This is a genomic window from Paraburkholderia sp. GAS333, from assembly GCF_050435665.1.
Taxonomy (GTDB): domain Bacteria; phylum Pseudomonadota; class Gammaproteobacteria; order Burkholderiales; family Burkholderiaceae; genus Paraburkholderia; species Paraburkholderia fungorum_A.
Genome location: NZ_JBNDKS010000002.1, coordinates 267,963 through 286,922 on the forward strand (window position 1 = coordinate 267,963; position 18,960 = coordinate 286,922).

Consider the following 18,960-nt stretch of genomic DNA (forward strand, 5'->3'; position numbering starts at 1 on the left):
GGGCCGCTTTTTCCTTACTTCATCCACTCGTTTTTCAGACGCTGAACCGGTTCAACGTATAGGCACGATAAGCCGCGACAAATGCGTCGAATGAACCGACTTCTTCGCGCTCAAGTTTGGCCTGTTCATCGAGCGACTGAGTGGCGAGATCGCTGAACGCTTTCGCCTGCTCTGCATCCAGCGGACGCTCGCGGAAATACGCAGCGTGCGCTTCACTCTGTTCGAGACCGAACGCGAGGAAACTCTGCTGCTTGTCGCGCATGGTTTGCAGCACACGCGCCGACGGCGTCAGCGACGCGTCCGCGAGCTTCGCGCGTTGAACCTGCACCGAGCGCGCGTGCGCATCGCCGCCTTGCAACGCGTCGAGCGCGGCGGCGGCGGCGTCGACCTTGACCAGCAACTCGTTCGCCCAGTCGAGCATCGCAACCGGTTGACCGTCGCGCACCAGTTCGAGGCCCGGCTTGCGGCCTTCCATCGTCACGCGGCCGAAGTTCTGATTGGCTTCCGCGTAGGCATCGGGCGGCAACGGCGCGCTGTCGTCGAGTGCGCAAACCAGCAGATAGGCGTCGAGAAAGCGCGACGTCTCCAGCGAAATGCCGCTCGGCTCGAACGGGTCGATATCCATGCAGCGCACTTCGACGTATTGCACGCCGCGCGCGGCCAGCGCATGCAGCGGACGCTCGCCCGGATGCGTGACGCGCTTCGGACGAATCGTCGAGTAGAACTCGTTTTCGATCTGCAACACGTTGGTGTTGATCTGCACCCACTCGCCGTCGCGCTGCGTGCCGATCTGCTCGTACGCGGGATACGGCTGGCTCACGGCTTTAGCGAGCGCGTCGAGATAGCCCGGGAGCGTGTCGTAGTCGGCATGCAGCGCGGCTTGCGCGGTGGTGTTCGAGTAGCCGAGATCGCTCATGCGCAGGCTGGTCGCGTACGGGCGATACAGCGTGTCGGCGTCGAACGTTTCCAGCGTGTGCTTGCGATCGCGCAGGAAGCGCCGATCCAGCGCCGGCGATGCGCCGAACAGATACATCAGCAGCCAGTTCGTGCGGCGGAAATTGCGGATCAGCGCGAGGTAACGTTCGGACTGGAAATCGACCGCGTTCGCCGTGGATTGCTGATCGGCGTGCAGCACGCGCCAGACTTCTTCGTTCAGCGAATAGTTGTAGTGAATGCCCGCGATGCACTGCATCGTGCGGCCGTAGCGCAGTGCGAGGCCGATGCGATACACGTACTTCAGCTTGCCGATGTTCGAGTCGCCGTAATTCGCGATGGGGATGCCGTCGTCGGTATCGGGCAGCAGGCCCGGCATCGAGTTGTTCCACAAGATCTCGTCGCCGAGATTCGCGTAAACAAAGCGGTGCAGCGTATCGAGTTTGTCGAGCGTGATCGCGACGTCGTGTTCGGCCGGCGTGATCAGTTCGAGCAGGGCTTCTGAATAGTCGGTGGTCAGCGACGGATGCGTGAGCGCCGACCCCAGCGCACGCGGATGCGGCGTCAACGAGAGCTGCCCCTCATGCGTAACGCGCAGGCTTTCCTTCTCGATGCCGCGCAGGCCACGCGTCAGCGCATCGCGCTGCGGGCCTGAGGTCAGCACGGACAGGCGGTGCAGAAACGCGTCGGTCGTGCGGGAAGATGTGGTGTTTGGCATTGATGCGAGTCGGGCGTTGTCGGCCGCCATGTGCCGCGTGACTGCGTGCGGCAGCACTGCGCGGTTGACAACGTTCGGCGGAATTTTCAGTAGCGGGCACTTTAACATCTCGCTACGACGCCTGCTTGAGGCCGCTTCGGCCGCCTGTCCAGGCCCGCCAGTCAGCGATTCCGCCTGCTTTTTCAGACGAACCGGCCACGTTGCACGTTGTCGCTATCGTCACCACTCTACTCGTCGGCCGGTCCTCGCGCGATTCGCGTTTGTCCCTGAAAAACGTTCTCTGCTCAAGCCGCAATCCGGTCGTTGGATTGACCGTGTATCAGCCGCCGCGCGCCGCGCCCGCACGGTCCGCGACTTCGTTCCACAGATGCATCGCTGCATACGCGCGCCACGGCCGCCACGCGTCGGTGCGCGCGCGCTGCTGCGTGGGCCGCACGAGCGACGGATCGCGCGCGGCGATCGACTGCATCAGCACGAGATCCCATGCCGGCCAGGCGTCGGCGTCGCGCCATGCGCGCATCGCGACATATTCGACGGTCCATGGGCCGATGCCGGGCAGCGCGAGCAACGCGGCGCGCAAGCTGTCTGCATCGACGACGTTGCTGTCGACCGGCACGTCACCGGTTGCGACCGCATGCGCGAATCCCTGCAACGCTGCCACACGTTTCCCCGGCATGCCGATCTGCGCGAGATCGACGGCGGCCAACGCGGCTGGCGTCGGAAAACGCCACGCGGTGCTTTCATGCGGATGTCCGTCGATACGCTCGCCCGCGCGCTGCACGAGGCGTCCGATGATCGTGGTTGCCGCCTTCACGCTGACCTGCTGGCCGACGATCGCGCGCACCACCAGTTCGAAGCCCGACCACGCTCCCGGCACACGCAGGCCGGGCACCGCTTCGACCAGCGGCGCGAGCCACGGATCGGCGGAAAGTTCGGCACCGATCTTTTTCGGATCGGCGCGCAGGTCGAACATTCTTGCAATCGGGACGGCGAGTGCGTCGGCGTGACGGCTCACCGGCCCTTCGATGCTCGCCACCACACACCGTTTTCGCGGATGCCGCCGCACGCTCAGCGTGCCGCTGTCGCCGGCCCAGTCGATGGCGCGGCGATACGCGCCGTCTTCGACGGCTTCGACGCCGGGCGTCGCGCGTCCGCCGAAAAAGCGCAGCAGGCGCGGCCAGTCGAATGGGGCTTTGAAGGGCAGTTCCAGGGTTGCGACGTCGTCAAGCGTACTCACGCGGCGTGATCCAGTTTGGTGGTGGGAGGAAGTTTTTGATCGTCGGAGCGTGACTTCCGGGCGCGGTCGTTTGGGCGTGGCGCAGCGCCGCCCGCATGCTGCGCCTCGTTGTCGAGCAGCGCGGCCTTGCGCGGCAAGCCCCAGCGATAACCCGCCAGCGCCCCGCCTTTCTGCACGACACGATGACACGGAATCGCCAGCGCGACCGGATTCGTCGCACAGGCCGTCGCCACGGCGCGCACGGCACGCGGCGAGCCGATCGTTTCGGCGATCTGCGAATAACTGCGCGTTTCGCCGTACGGAATGCGCCGCAGCGCGTCCCACACGCGTTGCCGGAACGAGGTGGCGGCGATATCCAGCGGCAAGTCGAAGTCCTGACGCGTGCCGCGCAAATATGCGTCGATCTGCGCGATGAACGGCGCAAGCTGTTGGGCGTCGTCCAACACCTCTGCATTGGCGAACTCACCGCGCAATTCGTCGATCAGCGGAGTTTTCTCGTCGCCGAAACCGATTTTGCAGATGCCTTTGCCGGTGGCCGCGACCAGCACGAAGCCAAGCGCGGTCGGCGCAATCGCATAGCGCACCGTCAGCCCTGCGCCCTTGCGACGATACGCGGACGGCGCCATGCCCAGTTCGGCGGGGGCGCTGTCGTACATCCGCGACGGCGAGCCGAAACCGGCGTCGAGCGTGGCGCGCGTGACGTCGGCACCGCTGCGAAGCGCGTCGCGCAACGCGGCGCCCCGTTGCGCCGCCTGATACTGACGCGGCGACACGCCAACGACGCGCTTGAACAGACGCTGCAGATGGAACGGGCTGACATGCACGGCGTCGCTCAATTGCGCAAGCGTGAGGCGTTGCTGCGGATCGGCGTCCAGCGCGGCGCACGCGCGCTTCACGATTTCGAGTTCGCGCGGCAGACCGCCCGGCTGGCAGCGCTTGCAGTCGCGGAAACCAGCGGCGCGGGCGGCGTCGGCATCGGTGAAAAAAGCCACGTTCTCGCGACGCGGCTGACGCGACGCGCAAGACGGACGGCAGAACACGCCAGTCGTCCTGACTGCGTAGAAGAATGCGCCGTCGGCCTGCTGCTCGCGACGCGTGACGGCGGCCCAGCGCTCGTCGTCGGAAGTCCAGGTGGTGACGGACTCGGTGTCAGAGTCGGTGAAATCGGTGATGCCGTTCATGATGGTTTCCGATAGACGGTCGAAGTCGATGCTCACCAATTTAAGCGGTAAGCCAACACACTACGCCCCGGTTCTTGCTCTGTCATTCCGCGCTTCGTATCGACGGAAAGCCCCGTTGGGCGGGCCTCTTTGTCAAACCTTGTCAAAAACTGCGACAATTTGGCCCAATATCGGGTTTTCCCTTAAAAAGTTATTGCGTCGCACCAACCCCATGTGTATATTAGGAACTGTCTCCTCCATGTCTCCTCCTGATATGGATTCAGCCCGCTCCACATAGAGCGGGCTTTTTTTCGTCTGTAGTTTCCGCATTTCACCTATTGATCCGGCCCTTCTGATCGTTTCAACTCGCGCGCCCTTGCAGCGGCGCCCAATCTTCTACACTGGCAATTCCATCCGTTCTGCGAAATAGCGAAGGGCGTGCCATGAAAATCCACATTCGCGAGATCGATCACGTTGTCATCCGGGCCACGGACGTCGCGGCCATGGCGCGTTTCTATTGCGATGTCCTCGGATGCAGCATCGAAAAAGAGCAGCGCGATCTGGGCCTGACGCAACTACGCGCCGGCCGCTCGCTGATCGATTTGCTGCAGGTCGGCGCGAAGCTCGACCACGCCGAAAACGGCGTGCCCGGCGCGGGGCGGAATATGGATCACGTGTGTTTGCGCGTCGAATCGTTCGACGCCGACGCGCTGAAAGCGCATCTTGCCGCGCACGGCGCCCGACTGGGCGAACAAGGCGTGCGCTACGGAGCGGACGGCTTTGGGCCGTCGCTGTATCTGTTCGACCCGGAGGGCAATATGGTCGAACTGAAGGGGCCGCCGGAAGCGGCCCGCGTGACGTCGATCTGAGTGATCAGATCACGCGTTGGCGGGTTCCTTCAACACCGTCCACTCGATCTTCACCGCGTCCGCGTCGGCGCTGCCGAGCCAGGCTTCGCCGTCCTGCACCGTGCATTGCAGACGCATCGTGCGTTCTGCCAGCGAGCCGAGCGACGCAGCGATGTCCTCGCCGAGCGACCACACCGTCACGTTGCGCATGCGCTCAACCTTGCTGCGCACGCCTTGCCACCAGATGTCCGAAGTCCGGCCGCCATAAGCGATCACGATTACTTCATTCGAGCGTCCGCTCGCCTTAGCAATCCGCCGTTCGTCCGGCTGACCGACTTCGATCCACGTTTCGATCGCGCCGGTCAGGTCCTTCTGCCACAAATCGGGCTCGTCGACATCCGACAAACCTTTGCAGAATTCGAGGCGTTCCTGCGCGAACAGCGCAAACGCGGCGACGCGGACCATCATCCGTTCGTCAGTTTCGGAGGGATGGCGGGCGATCGTCAGCGAATGGTCGGCGTAATAGTGCCGGTCCATGTTGGCGATCTGCAGTTCCGCCTTGTAAATCGTCGATTTGAGAGCCATGCCGTTACTAAACCAGGCGCTCGCTCCACCGGAGCGAACAGAAAAAGAATCGTCGACGGCGCGTTGCCGTTTTCCGTGTTTGTTGTACATCGCTGGTTCCTCCCCGAGCCGTTAAGCGGCCGTCATATGTGGGGAGGAAGCATTTATCGCGCCACTGCCGCCTCGGAGGGGGTGCCGTAGACCTCGGCGGCGGCTTCCCGCAAGGCATCGAGCACCACGGAGGCCGCCGGCGAAAGCAGATGCGACTGGCGCGTGATGATACCGAATGTATCCATCCTGCACGGTAAATCGATCGGAATACGCTTCAGCACTCCGTACTGTTGGTACTGACGCGCCACTTCGTCAGGTAAAACCGCCAACATGTCGCTTTGAAGAAGGAGGCTCGAAATCGCCAGAAAATTGTTCGTATTGACCACGTTTTGCGGCGGATTCAGCCCGATTTGCGAAAACACCAGATCAAAGCGATGGCGCAGAACGCTGCCCGGCGGGTGCAAAACCCAGCTTGCGTTGACGATTCCGCGCAGTGTCAAACCTGTCTCATTTTCGAGAGGATGGCCGGGCCGCGCGACCACGCAGAGCGGTTCGTCGGCGAGCGGTTCGTAGCGAACCTCGGCCTTGAACTGGTTTTGCCGCTCCAAAACCCGGCCGATCATGATGTCGAGTTCGCCTTCCGCGAGCCGCGGCAGCATCACATCCGAGGTTTCGACCTCGGTCCAGATCTGCAATTGTGGATAACGTTCTTTCACGCTGGCGATCGCGCGCGGCACCATCGTCGCGGCCGCGGCGGCAATCACGCCGATCCGCACCTGCCCGGCGAGCCCGGCGCGCAGCGCGGAGATTTCATCGTGCGCGTGGCTCAGGTTCGACAGCACCATGCGCGCGTGCCGGATCATCACTTCGCCGTACAACGTGGCGTGCATGCCGTGCGGCGTCCGGTCGAACAGGCTGACCTCAAGCATGTCCTCCAGTTCTTTCAGCAGACGCGACGCAGCCGGCTGCGTCATGCCGAGCACGTCGGCGGCCCGCCGCACGTTGCCCTCCTCTTCCATTGCCGCCAGCAGCAGCAACTGGCGCGTCTTGAGCCGCGCCCGCACGAACCAGTTCGAATAGCTACGCGTCATGCATGTCTCCGAGCTTTTTTGGTGAACGGTTTAACGCCGATCCGCCGGAAGCTTTATCCCGGTCAGGCTCCATGATGCCATACCAGAATTGATATCTGGATGGCCTAAAAAGGGATTGGAAAGTTATTGGGGCCGCTCATACCATTCGTGGACTTTCCGAGCTTCCCACATGCCCCCATTCCGTCGATGAACCGCGATCCACTCGTTCCGCTGGTTGCCAGTCCGTTTCGCCATTACATCAATGGCGGATGGGAGACGGGCGCGACCACGGGCGTGTCGTTCAATCCGTCGGATCTGGACGAGCCGGTCGGCGAGTACGTTCGCGCCGACGTGCGCCAGACCGATGCGGCCATCGAAGCCGCGCACGCGGCGTTTCGCGAGTGGTCGCTGGCGTCGGCGCAGCGTCGCGCGGATGCGCTCGACGCCATCGGCACAGAAATGCTGGCGCGGCGCGACGAACTCGGCCGGCTGCTCGCGCGCGAGGTCGGCAAAACGCTGCCCGAGGCCACCGCCGAGGCGACCCGCGCGGGGCAGATTTTTAAGCAGTTCGCGGCTGAAGCGTTGCGGGCGTTCGCCGAACCGGTGGCGTCGGCGCGTGCCGATATCGAGATCGACGTGACGCGCGAACCGCTCGGCGTGGTCGGCATCATCACGCCGTGGAGCGCGCCGCTGGCGATTGCCGCAGCGAAGATCGGCGCGGCAATCGCTCACGGCAATTGCGTGGTGTTCAAACCGGCTGAATCGGCGCCGGCTTGCGCGGCGGCGCTGGCGTCGATCATCAGCCGCGCGGGTTTGCCCGCCGGCGTGTTCAATCTCGTGATGGGCAGCGGCCGGCAGGTCGGCAAACGGATCGTCGCGAATCCGCTGGTCGCGGCGATCAGCCTGACCGGATCGGCGGAAACCGGCTCGCGCGTGCTGCAAGTCGCCGCCGCTCGCCAGGCACGCGTGCAACTCGAGATGGGCGGCAAGAATCCGTTCGTCGTGCTGGCCGACGCCGATCTCGACGGCGCCGTCGATGCCGCGCTGAACGGCGCCTATGGCTCGGCCGGTCAACGCAGCACGGCATCGGCGCGGCTGATCGTCGAACGCGCGGTGTTCGAGCCGTTTGTCGCCGCGTTGCAGGCAAAACTCGCCAGGCTTTCCGTCGATCACGCGTTGAAGCTCGGCACCGATATCGGCCCGGTCGCCAACGCCGCGCAACTGGAGCGCCACCTCGACTACGTGAAGATCGGCCAGCAGGAAGGCGCGCAACTGCTGCACGGCGGCGTTCAACTGGAGCGCGCGACGCGTGGTTACTTCTTCGAACCGGCGCTGTTCGTCGGCGAACCTGAACACCGCATTGCGCGGGAAGAGATTTTCGGGCCGCTCGCCGTCGTGCTGCGCGCGGACGATTACGAGCACGCGCTGCATCTGGCGAACGACACCACCTACGGCCTTTGCGCGGGCATCTGCACGCGCTCGCTCAGCCGCGCGCGGCATTTTCGCCGTCATGCGCAGAGCGGCCTGGTGACGATCAATCTGCCGACGACCGCCGTCGAACATCACGCGCCGGGTGGCGGCCGCAAGGCCTCGGCGTACGGCGCGACCGACGCGGCCTTCTGGACGGCCGTGAAAACGGCCTACGTGGCGGGCTGATCGTGACGCGTGCTGTCTGCGCCGTCCGTGTCGCCATTCGCGTTGCCGCGCACGGCGTCGTTGCCTGCCAGGCGACGCGGCCCGGCGCCGATTTACTGCTTGCCGCGCGACGTGACACGAGAAACGCCACGCCGCGCGTCGCTTACCCACGCTCCGGCTAACACCGCCGGGCATGGCCCCCGCTGCGAAAAATGAAATCAAAGCAGCTTTTCAACCTCAGCAACCACGATGTATGCGACGGGAGCAAGTGCTTTGCGTGAGACAGGGGCAACCCGCCGATCGACCGCAAAAGCGCCGATTCCAGATCAACAGGAGACAGAAATGACCAGCAAGCTTCGCCGTTTGACCCTTACCGCCATCGCGGCCGCCGCCCTCGCCGCTCCGTTTGCCGCGCAACTTTCCGCCCACGCGGATCAGCCGCTCAAAGTCGGCTTCCTCGTGAAGATGCCGGAACAGGCGTGGTTCATCAACGAACAGAAAGCCGCGACGGCGCTCGGCCAGAAGGACGGCTTCACGGTCGTCAACATCGGCACGCCGGATGGCGAAAAAGTGCTGGCCGCGATCGACAACCTCGGCGCACAAGGCGCGCAAGGCTTCGTGATCTGCGCACCCGACGTGCGTCTCGGACCGGCGATTCAGGCGCGTGCGAAGCGCTACAACATGAAGTTCGTCACCGTTGACGATCAGCTGGTCGACTCCACCGGCAAGCCGCTCGCGAACGTGCCGCATCTGGGCATGTCTGCGTTCAAGATCGGCAATCAGGTCGGCACGGCGATCTCCGAGGAAATGAAGCGTCGCGGCTGGAAGCCTGAAGAAGTCGGCGCGCTGCGCATCACGAACTACGAACTGCCGACCGCGAAACTGCGCACCGACGGCGCAACGCAAACGCTGCTGGCCGGCGGCTTCAAGAAGGAAAACATTTTCGACGCGCCTCAAAAGACGACCGATGACGAAGGCGGCTTCAACGCATCGTCGCCGGTGCTCGCGCAGCATCCGAACATCAAGAAGTGGGTGATCTTCGCGCTGAACGAAGAAAGCGTGCTGGGCGGCGTGCGCGCGACCGAACAGCTGCACATTCCGGCAGCGGACGTGATCGGCGTCGGCATCAACGGTGCGGGCGAAGCGTTCGCCGAGTTCCAGAAGAAGGAACCGACGGGCTTCTACGGCACGATCGCCGTCAGCTCGACGAACCACGGCAAGGACAGCACCGAAAACCTGGTCGAGTGGATCAAGGCCGGCAAGCAGCCGCCCGCCGATACGCAAACCACCGGCAAGCTGATGGTGCGCAGCAACTGGCAGGACGTTCGCAAGGAACTCGGTATTTAAGCGGGCAATCAGCGGAAATAAGCAGGATAGCGAAGCAAGACGGCGGAGCCTGACTCCGCAAGTTGCGGGCCGTGCGCGCGTGGAGGCGCAAGCGGCCCGCAAAGTTGTTCACCAGCTTGAGGTTTTTCCAATGATGTCCTCACACACAGAGTCTTCCGGCGACGCATCGGTGTCGGCTTCGGCGGCTGCATTAGCGCCCTCGCCTGCGCTCGAGTCTGGCGATGAACCGTATCTGCAACTCGACGGCATCACCGTGCGTTTTCCCGGCGTGCTCGCGCTCGATCAGGTTTCGCTGGAAGTGCGGCGCGGCGAAGTACATGGTCTGATGGGCGAAAACGGCGCGGGCAAGTCGACCTTGCTGAAGGTGCTGTCCGGCGTGAATCAGCCGGCGGCCGGCACGTTGTCGCTGGGTGGCGTCGAACAGCAATTCACGACGACCAAGGCCGCCATCGAGGCGGGCGTTGCGATCATCTATCAGGAACTGCACCTGGTGCCGGAATTGACCGTTGCCGAAAACCTGATGCTCGGCGCGCTGCCCAACCGCTTCGGCGTACTCGACGAAAAGGCGCTGGTGTCGCGCGCGATGCGCGAACTGGAACGGCTCGGCGAAAAGATCGATCCGTCGCAGCAGGTGAAGAATCTGTCGATCGGACAGCGGCAGATGATCGAAATCGGCAAGGCGCTGATGCGCGACGCGCGCGTGATTGCATTCGACGAACCGACGAGTTCGCTGTCGTCGCGCGAAACCACGCAGTTGTTCCGGATCATTCGCGCGTTGCGGGCCGAGGGTCGCGCGATCATTTACGTCACGCACCGGATGGAAGAAGTCTACGAACTGTGCGACCGCGTGACGGTGTTTCGCGACGGCCGCCGCATCGATACGTTCGAAGCAGGCGCGGGACTCGACCGCGAGCGTCTGATTAGCTGCATGGTGGGCCGCTCGATTGCGGACGTGTACGGCTATCGCTCGCGAGAACTCGGCGACGTGCAACTCGCCGTCAAGGACCTGATGGGACGCGGCTTGCGCGAACCGGCTTCGTTTTCGGCGCGCAAGGGCGAGATCGTCGGATTTTTCGGACTGGTCGGCGCGGGCCGTTCCGAGTTGATGAAGCTGATCTACGGCGCGGTCAAACCGGCTGCCGGCGAGATCACGCTCAAAGGCAAACCGGTGCGCTTCTCGACGCCGCGCGATGCGGTGCGTGCGGGCGTCGCGCTGTGTCCGGAAGATCGCAAGCAGGAAGGCATCGTGTCGATCGCGTCGGTGTCGGACAACCTCAACATCAGTTGCCGCCGCCACTTCAGCCGCTTCAACGTGCTCAACGGCCGCAAGGAAGCGCAGACCGCGAAGGAGTTCATCGCCAAGCTCGCGATCAAGACGCGTAACGGCGACACGCCGATCGGCACGCTGTCGGGCGGCAATCAGCAGAAAGTGATTCTGTCGCGCTGGCTCGCCGAAGAGATCGACGTGTTCCTGATGGACGAACCGACGCGCGGCATCGACGTCGGCGCGCGCAGCGAAATTTACGGGCTGCTGTATGGGCTGGCCGAAGCGGGCCGCACGGTGATCGTCGTGTCGAGCGATCTGGCCGAGGTGATCGGCGTGGCGGATCGCGTGATCGTGATGAAGGAAGGCTGCATCGTCGGCGATCTGCCGAAAGCGCAAGCCACGCCCGATGCGCTGATCAAGCTCGCCCTGCCCCGCTGACCTCGCTACACATTCGACACAACACAACACGACTCAGGCCAAAGCAATTGAATCGCGCCATTGAAATGGAATAAACATCATGAATACACCTTCGACCGATTCCTCGACCCCAGCCGTCGCGTCTGCCGGCATAAGCGCGCGCGCGGCGCGCACGTGGGATCTGATCAACAAGTCCGGCATTGTGATGGTGTTCATCATCCTGTTCGCGGTGCTGTCGTTCACCGTGCCGGACTTTCTCAGCTCGCGCAATATCCAGGGCTTGCTGCTTTCCGTCACGCTGATCGGCTCGATCTCCGTCACGATGATGTTCGTGCTCGCGCTGGGCGAAGTCGATTTGTCGGTGGCGTCGATCGTCGCGTTCGCGGGCGTGGTGGCGTCCACGTTGATCACCGCGACGCATAGCGTGCTGCTCGGCGTCGCAGCCGGCGTGCTGGCCGGGGGGGCGGTCGGTCTCTTCAACGGCGTGCTGGTCGCGCGCTACAAGATCAACTCGCTGATCGTCACGCTCGCGATGATGGAGGTCGTGCGCGGCCTCGCGTTCATCACGTCGAACGGCGACGCGGTGATGATTTCCGAAGAGCGTTTCTTCGACCTCGGCGGCGGCTCGTTCCTCGGCATTTCGTATCCGATCTGGAGCAACATCGTCGGCTTCGTGCTGTTCGGCTTTCTGCTGAAGAAGACCGTGTTCGGCAAGAACGTGCTGGCCGTCGGCGGCAATAGCGAAGCGGCGTTGCTCGCGGGTTTGCCGGTGACGCGCATCAAGATCACGGTGTTCGTGCTGCAGGGTCTCGTGACCGGCTTCGCGGGCGTGATGCTCGCCTCGCGGATGAGCCTCGGCGACCCGAAGACCTCGGTCGGTCTCGAACTCGGCGTGATTTCCGCGTGCGTGCTGGGCGGCGTTTCGCTGACCGGCGGTGTCGCGACGATTTCGGGCGTGCTGGTCGGCGTGCTGATCATGGGTTCGGTGCAGGACGCAATGAGCCTGCTGAACGTGCCGACCTTTTATCAATACCTGATTCGTGGCGGCATTCTGCTGCTGGCAGTGCTGTTCGACCAGTTCCGCCGCAGCAAGCGCGTGCATTGAGGTTTTAGCCGGTTTTCAGTTGTTCCTGCGCTTTTGCGAGAAGGCGTCTGCCGATATGGATTGCAATCAATCCATATCGGCTTTTTTATGTGCCTGGCTCGCGTGTTAAAAACAAAAACGGCCGGGCATTTTTAATGCTTGGCCGCTTCTTGAAACTCACAGGTTCACACGTCCGCCGCTTTATAAAAAGTCAGGCGAATTACGCACGCAAAACCGCATTCCAGGGTTAATCGCCCCGAATTACCGCAGTCGGTTTATTGCTTGATAAAGCGATCGTTTGCCCACAGGCCTTCGGTATCGCTATTGCCGGAATTCACGAATTCAACGTCGTGTCCGACGACGCGAATCACGCGGAAACTCGAATCGGCAGGCGTCGATACGCACTGATATCCGGAGAAGAATTCCTGCATCTTCTGCTGTTCGCCGGCTTGTGCGTGCTGGTCGGCGGCGTCGAGTTTATCTTTCGACAGACACCCGTACGCATTAGCCTTGAATTGAATAGTTTGCTGCGGCTTGACCATGACGTCTTGCGCCTGAACGGTCGCGGCAGCCAAACCCGCAATAGCGAAAACAACGGCGATTCGTGCTTTCATATTTTCCTCCGGTGCGGGGCCGATACTCAGGTTAGCTATGTATTTAACTTTAACGTTGAACCCGCATCTAGCACTTTAGGAGAATGAGAAAGAACGACAAGCACATCTTGTGTGCGGTCGCAACAGTGGCGAATTGTCGCAGCATGCGTGATGGGTGCTTAAACCTTGAGCAGCCGCTTGAATCTTCCTGATTGAAACAGATAACTAAAAAATCATCGGATCGTGCTGCTTTAACCAGTAAAGCTTTGCGCTGCGTATTGGCGTAAACGAGAAGCGCCAATTAAGTGATTTAATACATTCGAAGCACTTGATTTGTGCGTCGCACACAAAGTCATTCAGCCGACTAATAGAAAAATGCGAAATAACGGTTTACGTGCAGGACATAAACGGTGCCAGCCAGGCGGGCAGGATCGTGCGAGCTTGATGCGAACTCCTGTTTTCGCGGACAACCCAACGCACTTCTAAGCCCCCGGCGCTGTGCGGGCATGTGCGGTGCTCTACAATAAAATCATGCTCCTGCGATCGGAGGCCACCGTGATCGAGCAACTGATATTGGGCATTTTTCTGATCATTCCGCTGCTTATCGTCGCGTTTCTTTTCTCCGACGAGTTGTGGCAGGAACACCGCCATCTCCACGATATGAGGCCGCTACACGTCAGACCGCGGCGGATCGACTGGCGGCATCCGTTACGCCGCTCCCGCGAGCGTCACTGAGCCGTCAATCTCTATCGATTCATCTCCTGTTCCGCATGCTGCACTGCATGAAAAGGGCCGCTATCTTAAAATGGCGGCCCTTTGAACAGGAGTTCTCGTGCGCAAATTGATGTCATTGATGCTGCTGGCCGTCACAGCAAGCGCCTTCGTGCCGACAGCAGCCGAAGCGCGTACCGTGTGCCAGCGCGTATGGATGCATGGCCGTCTGGTCACGCGTTGCCACCATGTGCCGCCGCATCACCACCACCATTACCGTCGTCCGCCGCCGCCGCATCACCATGGTCCGGGGCCGTATCATCGGTAAAAGAATTGAGAACCCGCTGCGTGCGGGTTTTTTTTGGGGCATCCACCAACAAAAAAGCCTGCCGTTTCCGGCAGGCTGAAAAAAGAGATCCACACTCAATGCCTTGCGGGTACAAGGCAAATTCCAGTCTAGTCGCCCAACGCGTGCTGCTGGTTTCAATGGCCTTTACAGTTGTTACGGCGCGTGACTACATTCGGCAAACGCGTCGGATCGAAGGGTTGTCGAAAGCCGTCAATCCGCGCGCCAATGCGAGCGAATGCGCTTGGCGAGCGCTTCGAGCGTGTCCGCATCGGCGGCGTCGCGCGCATGCATTTTCAGCGGCTGGCCCTCCCAACGCGGGATCACGTGAAAGTGAACGTGCGGCACCGTTTGTCCCGCCGCCGCGCCGTTGAATTGGCCGATGAACACGCCGTCCGGGCGCAACGCCGCGCGAACCGCAATCGCGAGTTTCTGCGTCATGCGCATGCACGCCGTCAACGACGCATCCGACAGCTCGAAAATCTGCGCCGCCTTTTCCTTCGGCACGACCAGCAGATGACCGTCGGCCTGCGGCATCAGGTCCATGAAGGCGAGGGCGGCATCGGTCTCGGCTACTTTGATGCACGGCAGTTCGCCACGCAAAATCCTTGCGAAGGGATTGCTGTCGTCGTAAGTCATCGGGCTTCCTTTGCGGGTGCAGGTTACGAATTGCGGGTGGGTGTCGATTTCGGAGATCACGCGTTCGGCTTCATTGTCCACCACATCTGTTACGGCGCGCGGGCTGCGCGTTTGATTGCTTGAGGCGGCTGGCCGTATGCGCGCAAAAAGGCGCGGCGCATCCGTTCGGTATCGACAAAACCGGTGTCCGCCGCGACCGCTTCCATCGAGTGACGACCGGCTTCGAGCATCGTGCGCGCGGCCTCGACCCGCAACGCCTCGATCGCTTTCGCGGGCGACTGCCGCGTCTCGTCGCGAAACGCGCGGCTGAATTGACGTGGACTCAGATGCGCAACGCCCGCCAGTTGCTCGACCGTCAGCGGCTCGCGCAGATTGTTTTTCGCATACGACAGCGCGTTCTGGATGCGGTCGGATTTCGGCTCCAGATCCAGCATCGCCGAAAACTGCGACTGGCCGCCCGCGCGCCGGTGATACACCACGAGCTTTTTGGCGATAGTGCGGGAAATATCCGCACCGAGATCGCTTTCGACCAGCGCCAGGCATAGGTCGATGCAGGCTGTCATGCCGGCGGAAGTCCACACCGAACCATCGACGATAAAAATGCGGTCGTCGTCGACCCGCGTCTCGGGAAAGCGCTGCTGCAAATCGCGTGAGTACGCCCAATGGGTGGTTGCGTGGCGGCCGTCGAGAATGCCCGCTTCGGCCAGCACGAAAGCGCCCGTGCAGATGCTGGCGGTGCGCCGCGACGCGGCGAGCGCGTCGTTCAGAAAACTCAGCAAGCCCGGCGACGACGGCGCAATTTCCATTGCGCCGGTGACTACCACGGTGTCATACGCCGGATCGCCGAACTGGCGCGACGCGATTTCGACGCCCGAGGAACTGCGCACCATCCCGCCGAGCTCGGAGATGATCTCGACCTCGTACACCGGCTCGCCGAGTTCGCGATTCGCCAGTTCGAATATCGACACCGCCACCATGTCCAGGATCTGGAAGCCAGGAAAAACGACCACTCCGACGTGTTTCATCGTCGCGTCCTAAAAAGAGGTAAATACGACATTTGAGACAAGAGGCTACGCGCCTAGACTTGCTTCGTCAACAGCGCCAAACCGGACGGAACGGCGCGGCGGCACAGGTTTTCCCATTCACTTGATGGACGAAGCAGGCAGCGACATATGGCTCGCCGCCCGCATGGAGAATTGAGATGGCAACGCAAGCAGGCAAGGGAACGGCAGTGGTGACAGGTGCATCGTCGGGAATCGGCGCGGTGTATGCGGATCGCCTCGCACGACGTGGTTATGACCTGATTCTGGTCGCCCGGGATGTCAATCGTCTGAACGAGCTGGCTGGGCGCCTGACGAAGACGACTGGCCGTCACGTGGAGACGATTGGCGCCGACCTGACCGTGAAAGCCGACGTGCGCCGCATCGAGGCGCGGCTGCGCGAGGATCGCGCGATCACGCTGCTGGTCAACAACGCGGGCGTCGGCGCGACGGCGTCGCTCATCGACTCGAACGTGGACGAGCTCGAAAAGATGATCGATCTGAATGTGACATCGCTTACCCGTCTGACGGCGGCGGCCGTGCCTGGCTTCGTCGAGCGGGGTAACGGCGCGGTGATCAACATTTCGTCGGTGGTGGCGCTGTCGCCGGAAATGCTGAACGGCACTTATAGCGGTACGAAGGCTTACGTGCTGAATCTGACGCAGTCGCTGCATCACGAAGTCGGCGGCAAGGGCGTGCAATTGCAGGCGGTGTTGCCAGGCGCGACCAGCACGGCTTTCTGGGATCGGGCAGGCCTGGCTGTCGAGCATCTGCCGGCGCAGATCGTGATGACCGCGGAGGACATGGTGGACGCCGCACTCGCCGGATTCGACCAGGGTGAACTGGTGACGATCCCGTCGCTGCCCGATGCCGCCGACTGGGAGCGCCTGAACGATGCGCGTCAACGCCTGCAGCCGAATCTGTCGCATAAGGAGCCGGCGGCGCGTTACGCGGAAGCGAAGGCGGCCTGAGCGGGTGTATCTGTAAAAAAACGCGCCCGGCCATTTTGCCGGGCGCGTTTTCAGTTGCGCTCTACCTGTAGCAAGCGACAAGTGACAGACGACAATGTGCAAGTGACAAGCGACAGATGACGCGCAGTACTCAACCCGTCACGGCCACCTGATTTTTCCCGTCCCGCTTCGCCCGATACAGCGCGATGTCAGCGGCTTCGATCAGCGTCGTCACCGGGTCTGTCAGGGACGGCACCAAAGTTGCCGCGCCGATGCTGATCGTGACGATCCCGCTGGCAGACACCGAATGTGGAATCCCCAGTCCCTCGATGGCGAGGCGGATCTTTTCGGCCAGCAAACGCAAGCCGCCCGACGACGTCCCCGGAATCACGACCGCGAACTCCTCGCCGCCGAAGCGCGCGGCGAGATCGGGCGAACGTCCCAGACACGATTCGATCGTCTGGGCGACGCGTTTGAGCACTTCGTCGCCCGCTACGTGGCCATAGGTGTCGTTGTAGGCCTTGAAGTTATCCACATCGATCATCAGAAAGCCGAGGCCCGATTTGTCGCGCATGCCGCGACGCCATTCGGCCGACAGATACTGGTCGAGATAACGCCGGTTCGACAGTCCCGTCAAACCGTCCGAATGCGTGAGCCGCTGCAATTCCAGATTGGTCGCGAGCAATTGCTGTTGCGACTGACGCAGCGCCTGATACGCCTCGTCGCGCTGCAACAGGTTCAGATACGAGCGCGAGTGATAGCGAATCCGCGCGATCAGTTCGATCCGGTCTGGCAGCTTCACCAGGTAATCGTTCGCGCCCGCCGCGAACGCCGCGCTTTTCACCAGCGGTTCTTCCTTGGTCGACAGCACGATGATTGGAATGTCGCGCGTGGCCGGATTCTGCCGATACTGCCGCACCAGCGTCAGGCCGTCCGTGCCCGGCATCACCAGGTCTTGCAGGATCACGGTCGCGCGCGTTTCCTCGGCGATCATCACCGCGTCTTCGGGCGACGCGCAGTAGTGAAAATCGACGCTCGCTTCATCGGCCAGCGCCTGGCGGATCGCCTCGGCGATGATCGCCTGGTCGTCGACCAGCAACACCATGATCGGACACTCGGCAGCCGGCGGGTTGCCGAGGATGCGCGCGAGCGCGTCGTCGACGGCGAGATTGGACGCATCCGCCCCGTCCAGCACCGGTGCCTGCGCAGTCGCGTCGTGTCGGGCGAGTTTTGGCGCGGCGGTGTTCTGTTTCGGTTCAGGAGTGTCCATGGTGTTCTGCCAGAATAAATGTCAATGAATCGCGGCGCATTTGCAGGGACCGGTGTGTGCCTATCGCGCGCCGACCGCAGCCGCCAGCGCGGCGGCGATGCGGGGCAACGGAAGAATCGCGGCGGCGGCGTCGAGCGCGGCGGCCGCCTTCGGCATGCCGTACACCGCGCAGGTCGCCTCGTCCTGCGCGATCGTGTGATAGCCCTTGGTCCGCATGGCCTTGAGTCCGATTGCGCCGTCGCGTCCCATGCCGGTCAGCAGCACGCCGAATGCGCGCGCGGGCCAACGGGCCACCACGCTGTGAAAGAACACATCGACGGAAGGACGATACGGCGTTTCTTCCGGCACACGCGTGTAGCCCAGAACCGAGGGCAACTTCAGATGCAGATGGTCGTCGGTGGCGGCGAGCAGCACGACGCCTGCTTGCGGACGGTCACCCTCGACGGCGATGCGCACCGGCAACGCCGACTGCTGATTCAGCCAGTCCGCCATGCCTGCGGCGAACGCAGCGTCGACATGCTGCACGATCACGGTCGCTGCCGGGAAATCTTTCGGCAAGCCGGCGAGCAGCGTGGCGAGCGCGGCCGGTCCGCCCGCCGACGCGCCGATCGCCACCAGCGGCGTATCGCGCGTCGTCGTCGTGTTCGAGCCAGCCGCACCGGCTGCCGCGCCGGGCGTATGGCGCTCCCTGACCAGCGCGCCGATCCGGTCGATTTTCGCGATCAGCGTCGCGATGCTCTTGTGCGCGTCGGGGCCGCTGAGCGACGGCGTATCGACGGCGTCGAGCGCGCCCGCGCCCATCGCTTCGTAGACCCGCCACGCGTTCGCGCCCACGTCGACGGTGACGATCAGGATCGCGCACGGCGCGCGCGCCATGATGCGGCGGGTGGCCTCGATCCCGTCGACATTCGGCATGACGAGGTCCATCAGCACGATGTCGGGCCGTTGCGCCGTGCAGAAGTCGACCGCCTGCTGGCCGTCCTGCGCGACCCACAGCACGTCGTAATCGTGGCGCGCGGCGAGCGCCCGTCGCAGCGCCTCCACGGCGAGCGGCATGTCGTTGACGATTCCGATCTTCAT

General features: G+C 62.8%; 18 protein-coding genes. 8 read left to right on the forward strand and 10 right to left on the reverse strand.

What is annotated here, in order from left to right; translation table 11 throughout:
- Positions 1-34: 34 nt before the first annotated feature.
- The 3 genes from gshA to ada form a co-directional block, all read right to left on the reverse strand.
- A complete protein-coding gene (gene gshA / locus ABH945_RS10405; RefSeq protein ID WP_429250506.1) occupies positions 35-1,651 on the reverse strand; it encodes a glutamate--cysteine ligase in 1,617 nt (538 codons plus the stop codon).
- 319 nt (positions 1,652-1,970) lie between these two features.
- A complete protein-coding gene (locus tag ABH945_RS10410) occupies positions 1,971-2,888 on the reverse strand; it encodes a DNA-3-methyladenine glycosylase family protein (RefSeq protein WP_074762591.1) in 918 nt (305 codons plus the stop codon).
- Positions 2,885-4,069 carry a bifunctional DNA-binding transcriptional regulator/O6-methylguanine-DNA methyltransferase Ada gene (gene ada, locus ABH945_RS10415; protein WP_429250507.1) on the reverse strand — a complete coding sequence of 395 codons (1,185 nt, stop codon included), beginning with the start codon at positions 4,067-4,069 and terminating at the stop codon, positions 2,885-2,887. Before ada ends, ABH945_RS10410 begins: the two co-directional genes overlap by 4 nt.
- A gap of 422 nt (positions 4,070-4,491) precedes the next feature.
- Here ada and ABH945_RS10420 point away from each other — a divergent pair, with 422 nt between their 5' ends.
- A complete protein-coding gene (locus ABH945_RS10420) occupies positions 4,492-4,917 on the forward strand; it encodes a VOC family protein (protein ID WP_074762592.1) in 426 nt (141 codons plus the stop codon).
- Positions 4,918-4,926: 9 nt separating this feature from the next.
- Here ABH945_RS10420 and ABH945_RS10425 read toward each other — a convergent pair whose 3' ends face one another.
- Positions 4,927-5,481, reverse strand: a complete 555-nt coding sequence (locus ABH945_RS10425) for a YaeQ family protein (RefSeq protein ID WP_074762593.1) — start codon at positions 5,479-5,481, stop codon at positions 4,927-4,929.
- Positions 5,482-5,624: 143 nt separating this feature from the next.
- Positions 5,625-6,602, reverse strand: coding sequence for a LysR family transcriptional regulator (locus ABH945_RS10430; RefSeq protein ID WP_429250508.1), 978 nt, complete (start codon positions 6,600-6,602; stop codon positions 5,625-5,627).
- A gap of 186 nt (positions 6,603-6,788) precedes the next feature.
- Between ABH945_RS10430 and ABH945_RS10435 the strand changes: the two genes are divergently transcribed.
- From ABH945_RS10435 to araH, 4 genes are all read left to right on the forward strand, one after another.
- The gene (locus ABH945_RS10435) at positions 6,789-8,237 is read left to right on the forward strand and encodes an aldehyde dehydrogenase family protein (protein ID WP_429250509.1); all 1,449 of its coding nucleotides are present in this window, start codon (positions 6,789-6,791) and stop codon (positions 8,235-8,237) included.
- A gap of 321 nt (positions 8,238-8,558) precedes the next feature.
- Positions 8,559-9,563: an arabinose ABC transporter substrate-binding protein gene (locus ABH945_RS10440; RefSeq protein ID WP_074762596.1), complete on the forward strand. Its 1,005-nt coding sequence runs from the start codon at positions 8,559-8,561 to the stop codon at positions 9,561-9,563.
- Between the two features lie 130 nt (positions 9,564-9,693).
- Positions 9,694-11,268 carry an L-arabinose ABC transporter ATP-binding protein AraG gene (araG, locus tag ABH945_RS10445; RefSeq protein WP_429250510.1) on the forward strand — a complete coding sequence of 525 codons (1,575 nt, stop codon included), beginning with the start codon at positions 9,694-9,696 and terminating at the stop codon, positions 11,266-11,268.
- A 79-nt stretch (positions 11,269-11,347) separates the two neighbouring features.
- Positions 11,348-12,352: an L-arabinose ABC transporter permease AraH gene (araH, locus tag ABH945_RS10450; protein WP_074762598.1), complete on the forward strand. Its 1,005-nt coding sequence runs from the start codon at positions 11,348-11,350 to the stop codon at positions 12,350-12,352.
- Positions 12,353-12,606: 254 nt separating this feature from the next.
- Here the strand turns inward: araH and sap1 are convergent, their stop codons facing one another.
- Complete coding sequence (gene sap1 / locus ABH945_RS10455) at positions 12,607-12,945, reverse strand: surface attachment protein Sap1 (RefSeq protein WP_074762599.1); 339 nt, start codon at positions 12,943-12,945, stop codon at positions 12,607-12,609.
- A gap of 534 nt (positions 12,946-13,479) precedes the next feature.
- On the opposite strand from sap1, the gene ABH945_RS10460 reads away from it, so the two are divergent.
- Together ABH945_RS10460 and ABH945_RS10465 are read left to right on the forward strand one after the other, a co-directional pair.
- Positions 13,480-13,659: a hypothetical protein gene (locus tag ABH945_RS10460; RefSeq protein ID WP_074766199.1), complete on the forward strand. Its 180-nt coding sequence runs from the start codon at positions 13,480-13,482 to the stop codon at positions 13,657-13,659.
- A gap of 197 nt (positions 13,660-13,856) precedes the next feature.
- Positions 13,857-14,042 carry a hypothetical protein gene (locus ABH945_RS10465; protein ID WP_429250511.1) on the forward strand — a complete coding sequence of 62 codons (186 nt, stop codon included), beginning with the start codon at positions 13,857-13,859 and terminating at the stop codon, positions 14,040-14,042.
- Positions 14,043-14,194: 152 nt separating this feature from the next.
- Here the strand turns inward: ABH945_RS10465 and ABH945_RS10470 are convergent, their stop codons facing one another.
- Together ABH945_RS10470 and ABH945_RS10475 are read right to left on the reverse strand one after the other, a co-directional pair.
- A complete protein-coding gene (locus tag ABH945_RS10470) occupies positions 14,195-14,620 on the reverse strand; it encodes an HIT family protein (RefSeq protein WP_074766201.1) in 426 nt (141 codons plus the stop codon).
- An 89-nt stretch (positions 14,621-14,709) separates the two neighbouring features.
- On the reverse strand, positions 14,710-15,645 hold the full coding sequence (locus ABH945_RS10475) for a GlxA family transcriptional regulator (RefSeq protein WP_429250512.1): 936 nt from the start codon (positions 15,643-15,645) through the stop codon (positions 14,710-14,712).
- 176 nt (positions 15,646-15,821) lie between these two features.
- Here ABH945_RS10475 and ABH945_RS10480 point away from each other — a divergent pair, with 176 nt between their 5' ends.
- Positions 15,822-16,631 (forward strand): SDR family NAD(P)-dependent oxidoreductase, encoded by an 810-nt coding sequence (locus ABH945_RS10480; protein ID WP_429250513.1) that lies wholly within the window; start codon positions 15,822-15,824, stop codon positions 16,629-16,631.
- 130 nt (positions 16,632-16,761) lie between these two features.
- Here the strand turns inward: ABH945_RS10480 and ABH945_RS10485 are convergent, their stop codons facing one another.
- Both ABH945_RS10485 and ABH945_RS10490 read right to left on the reverse strand, forming a co-directional pair.
- Complete coding sequence (locus ABH945_RS10485) at positions 16,762-17,880, reverse strand: diguanylate cyclase (protein WP_074762603.1); 1,119 nt, start codon at positions 17,878-17,880, stop codon at positions 16,762-16,764.
- Between the two features lie 60 nt (positions 17,881-17,940).
- Positions 17,941-18,960, reverse strand: coding sequence for a chemotaxis response regulator protein-glutamate methylesterase (locus ABH945_RS10490; RefSeq protein ID WP_074762604.1), 1,020 nt, complete (start codon positions 18,958-18,960; stop codon positions 17,941-17,943).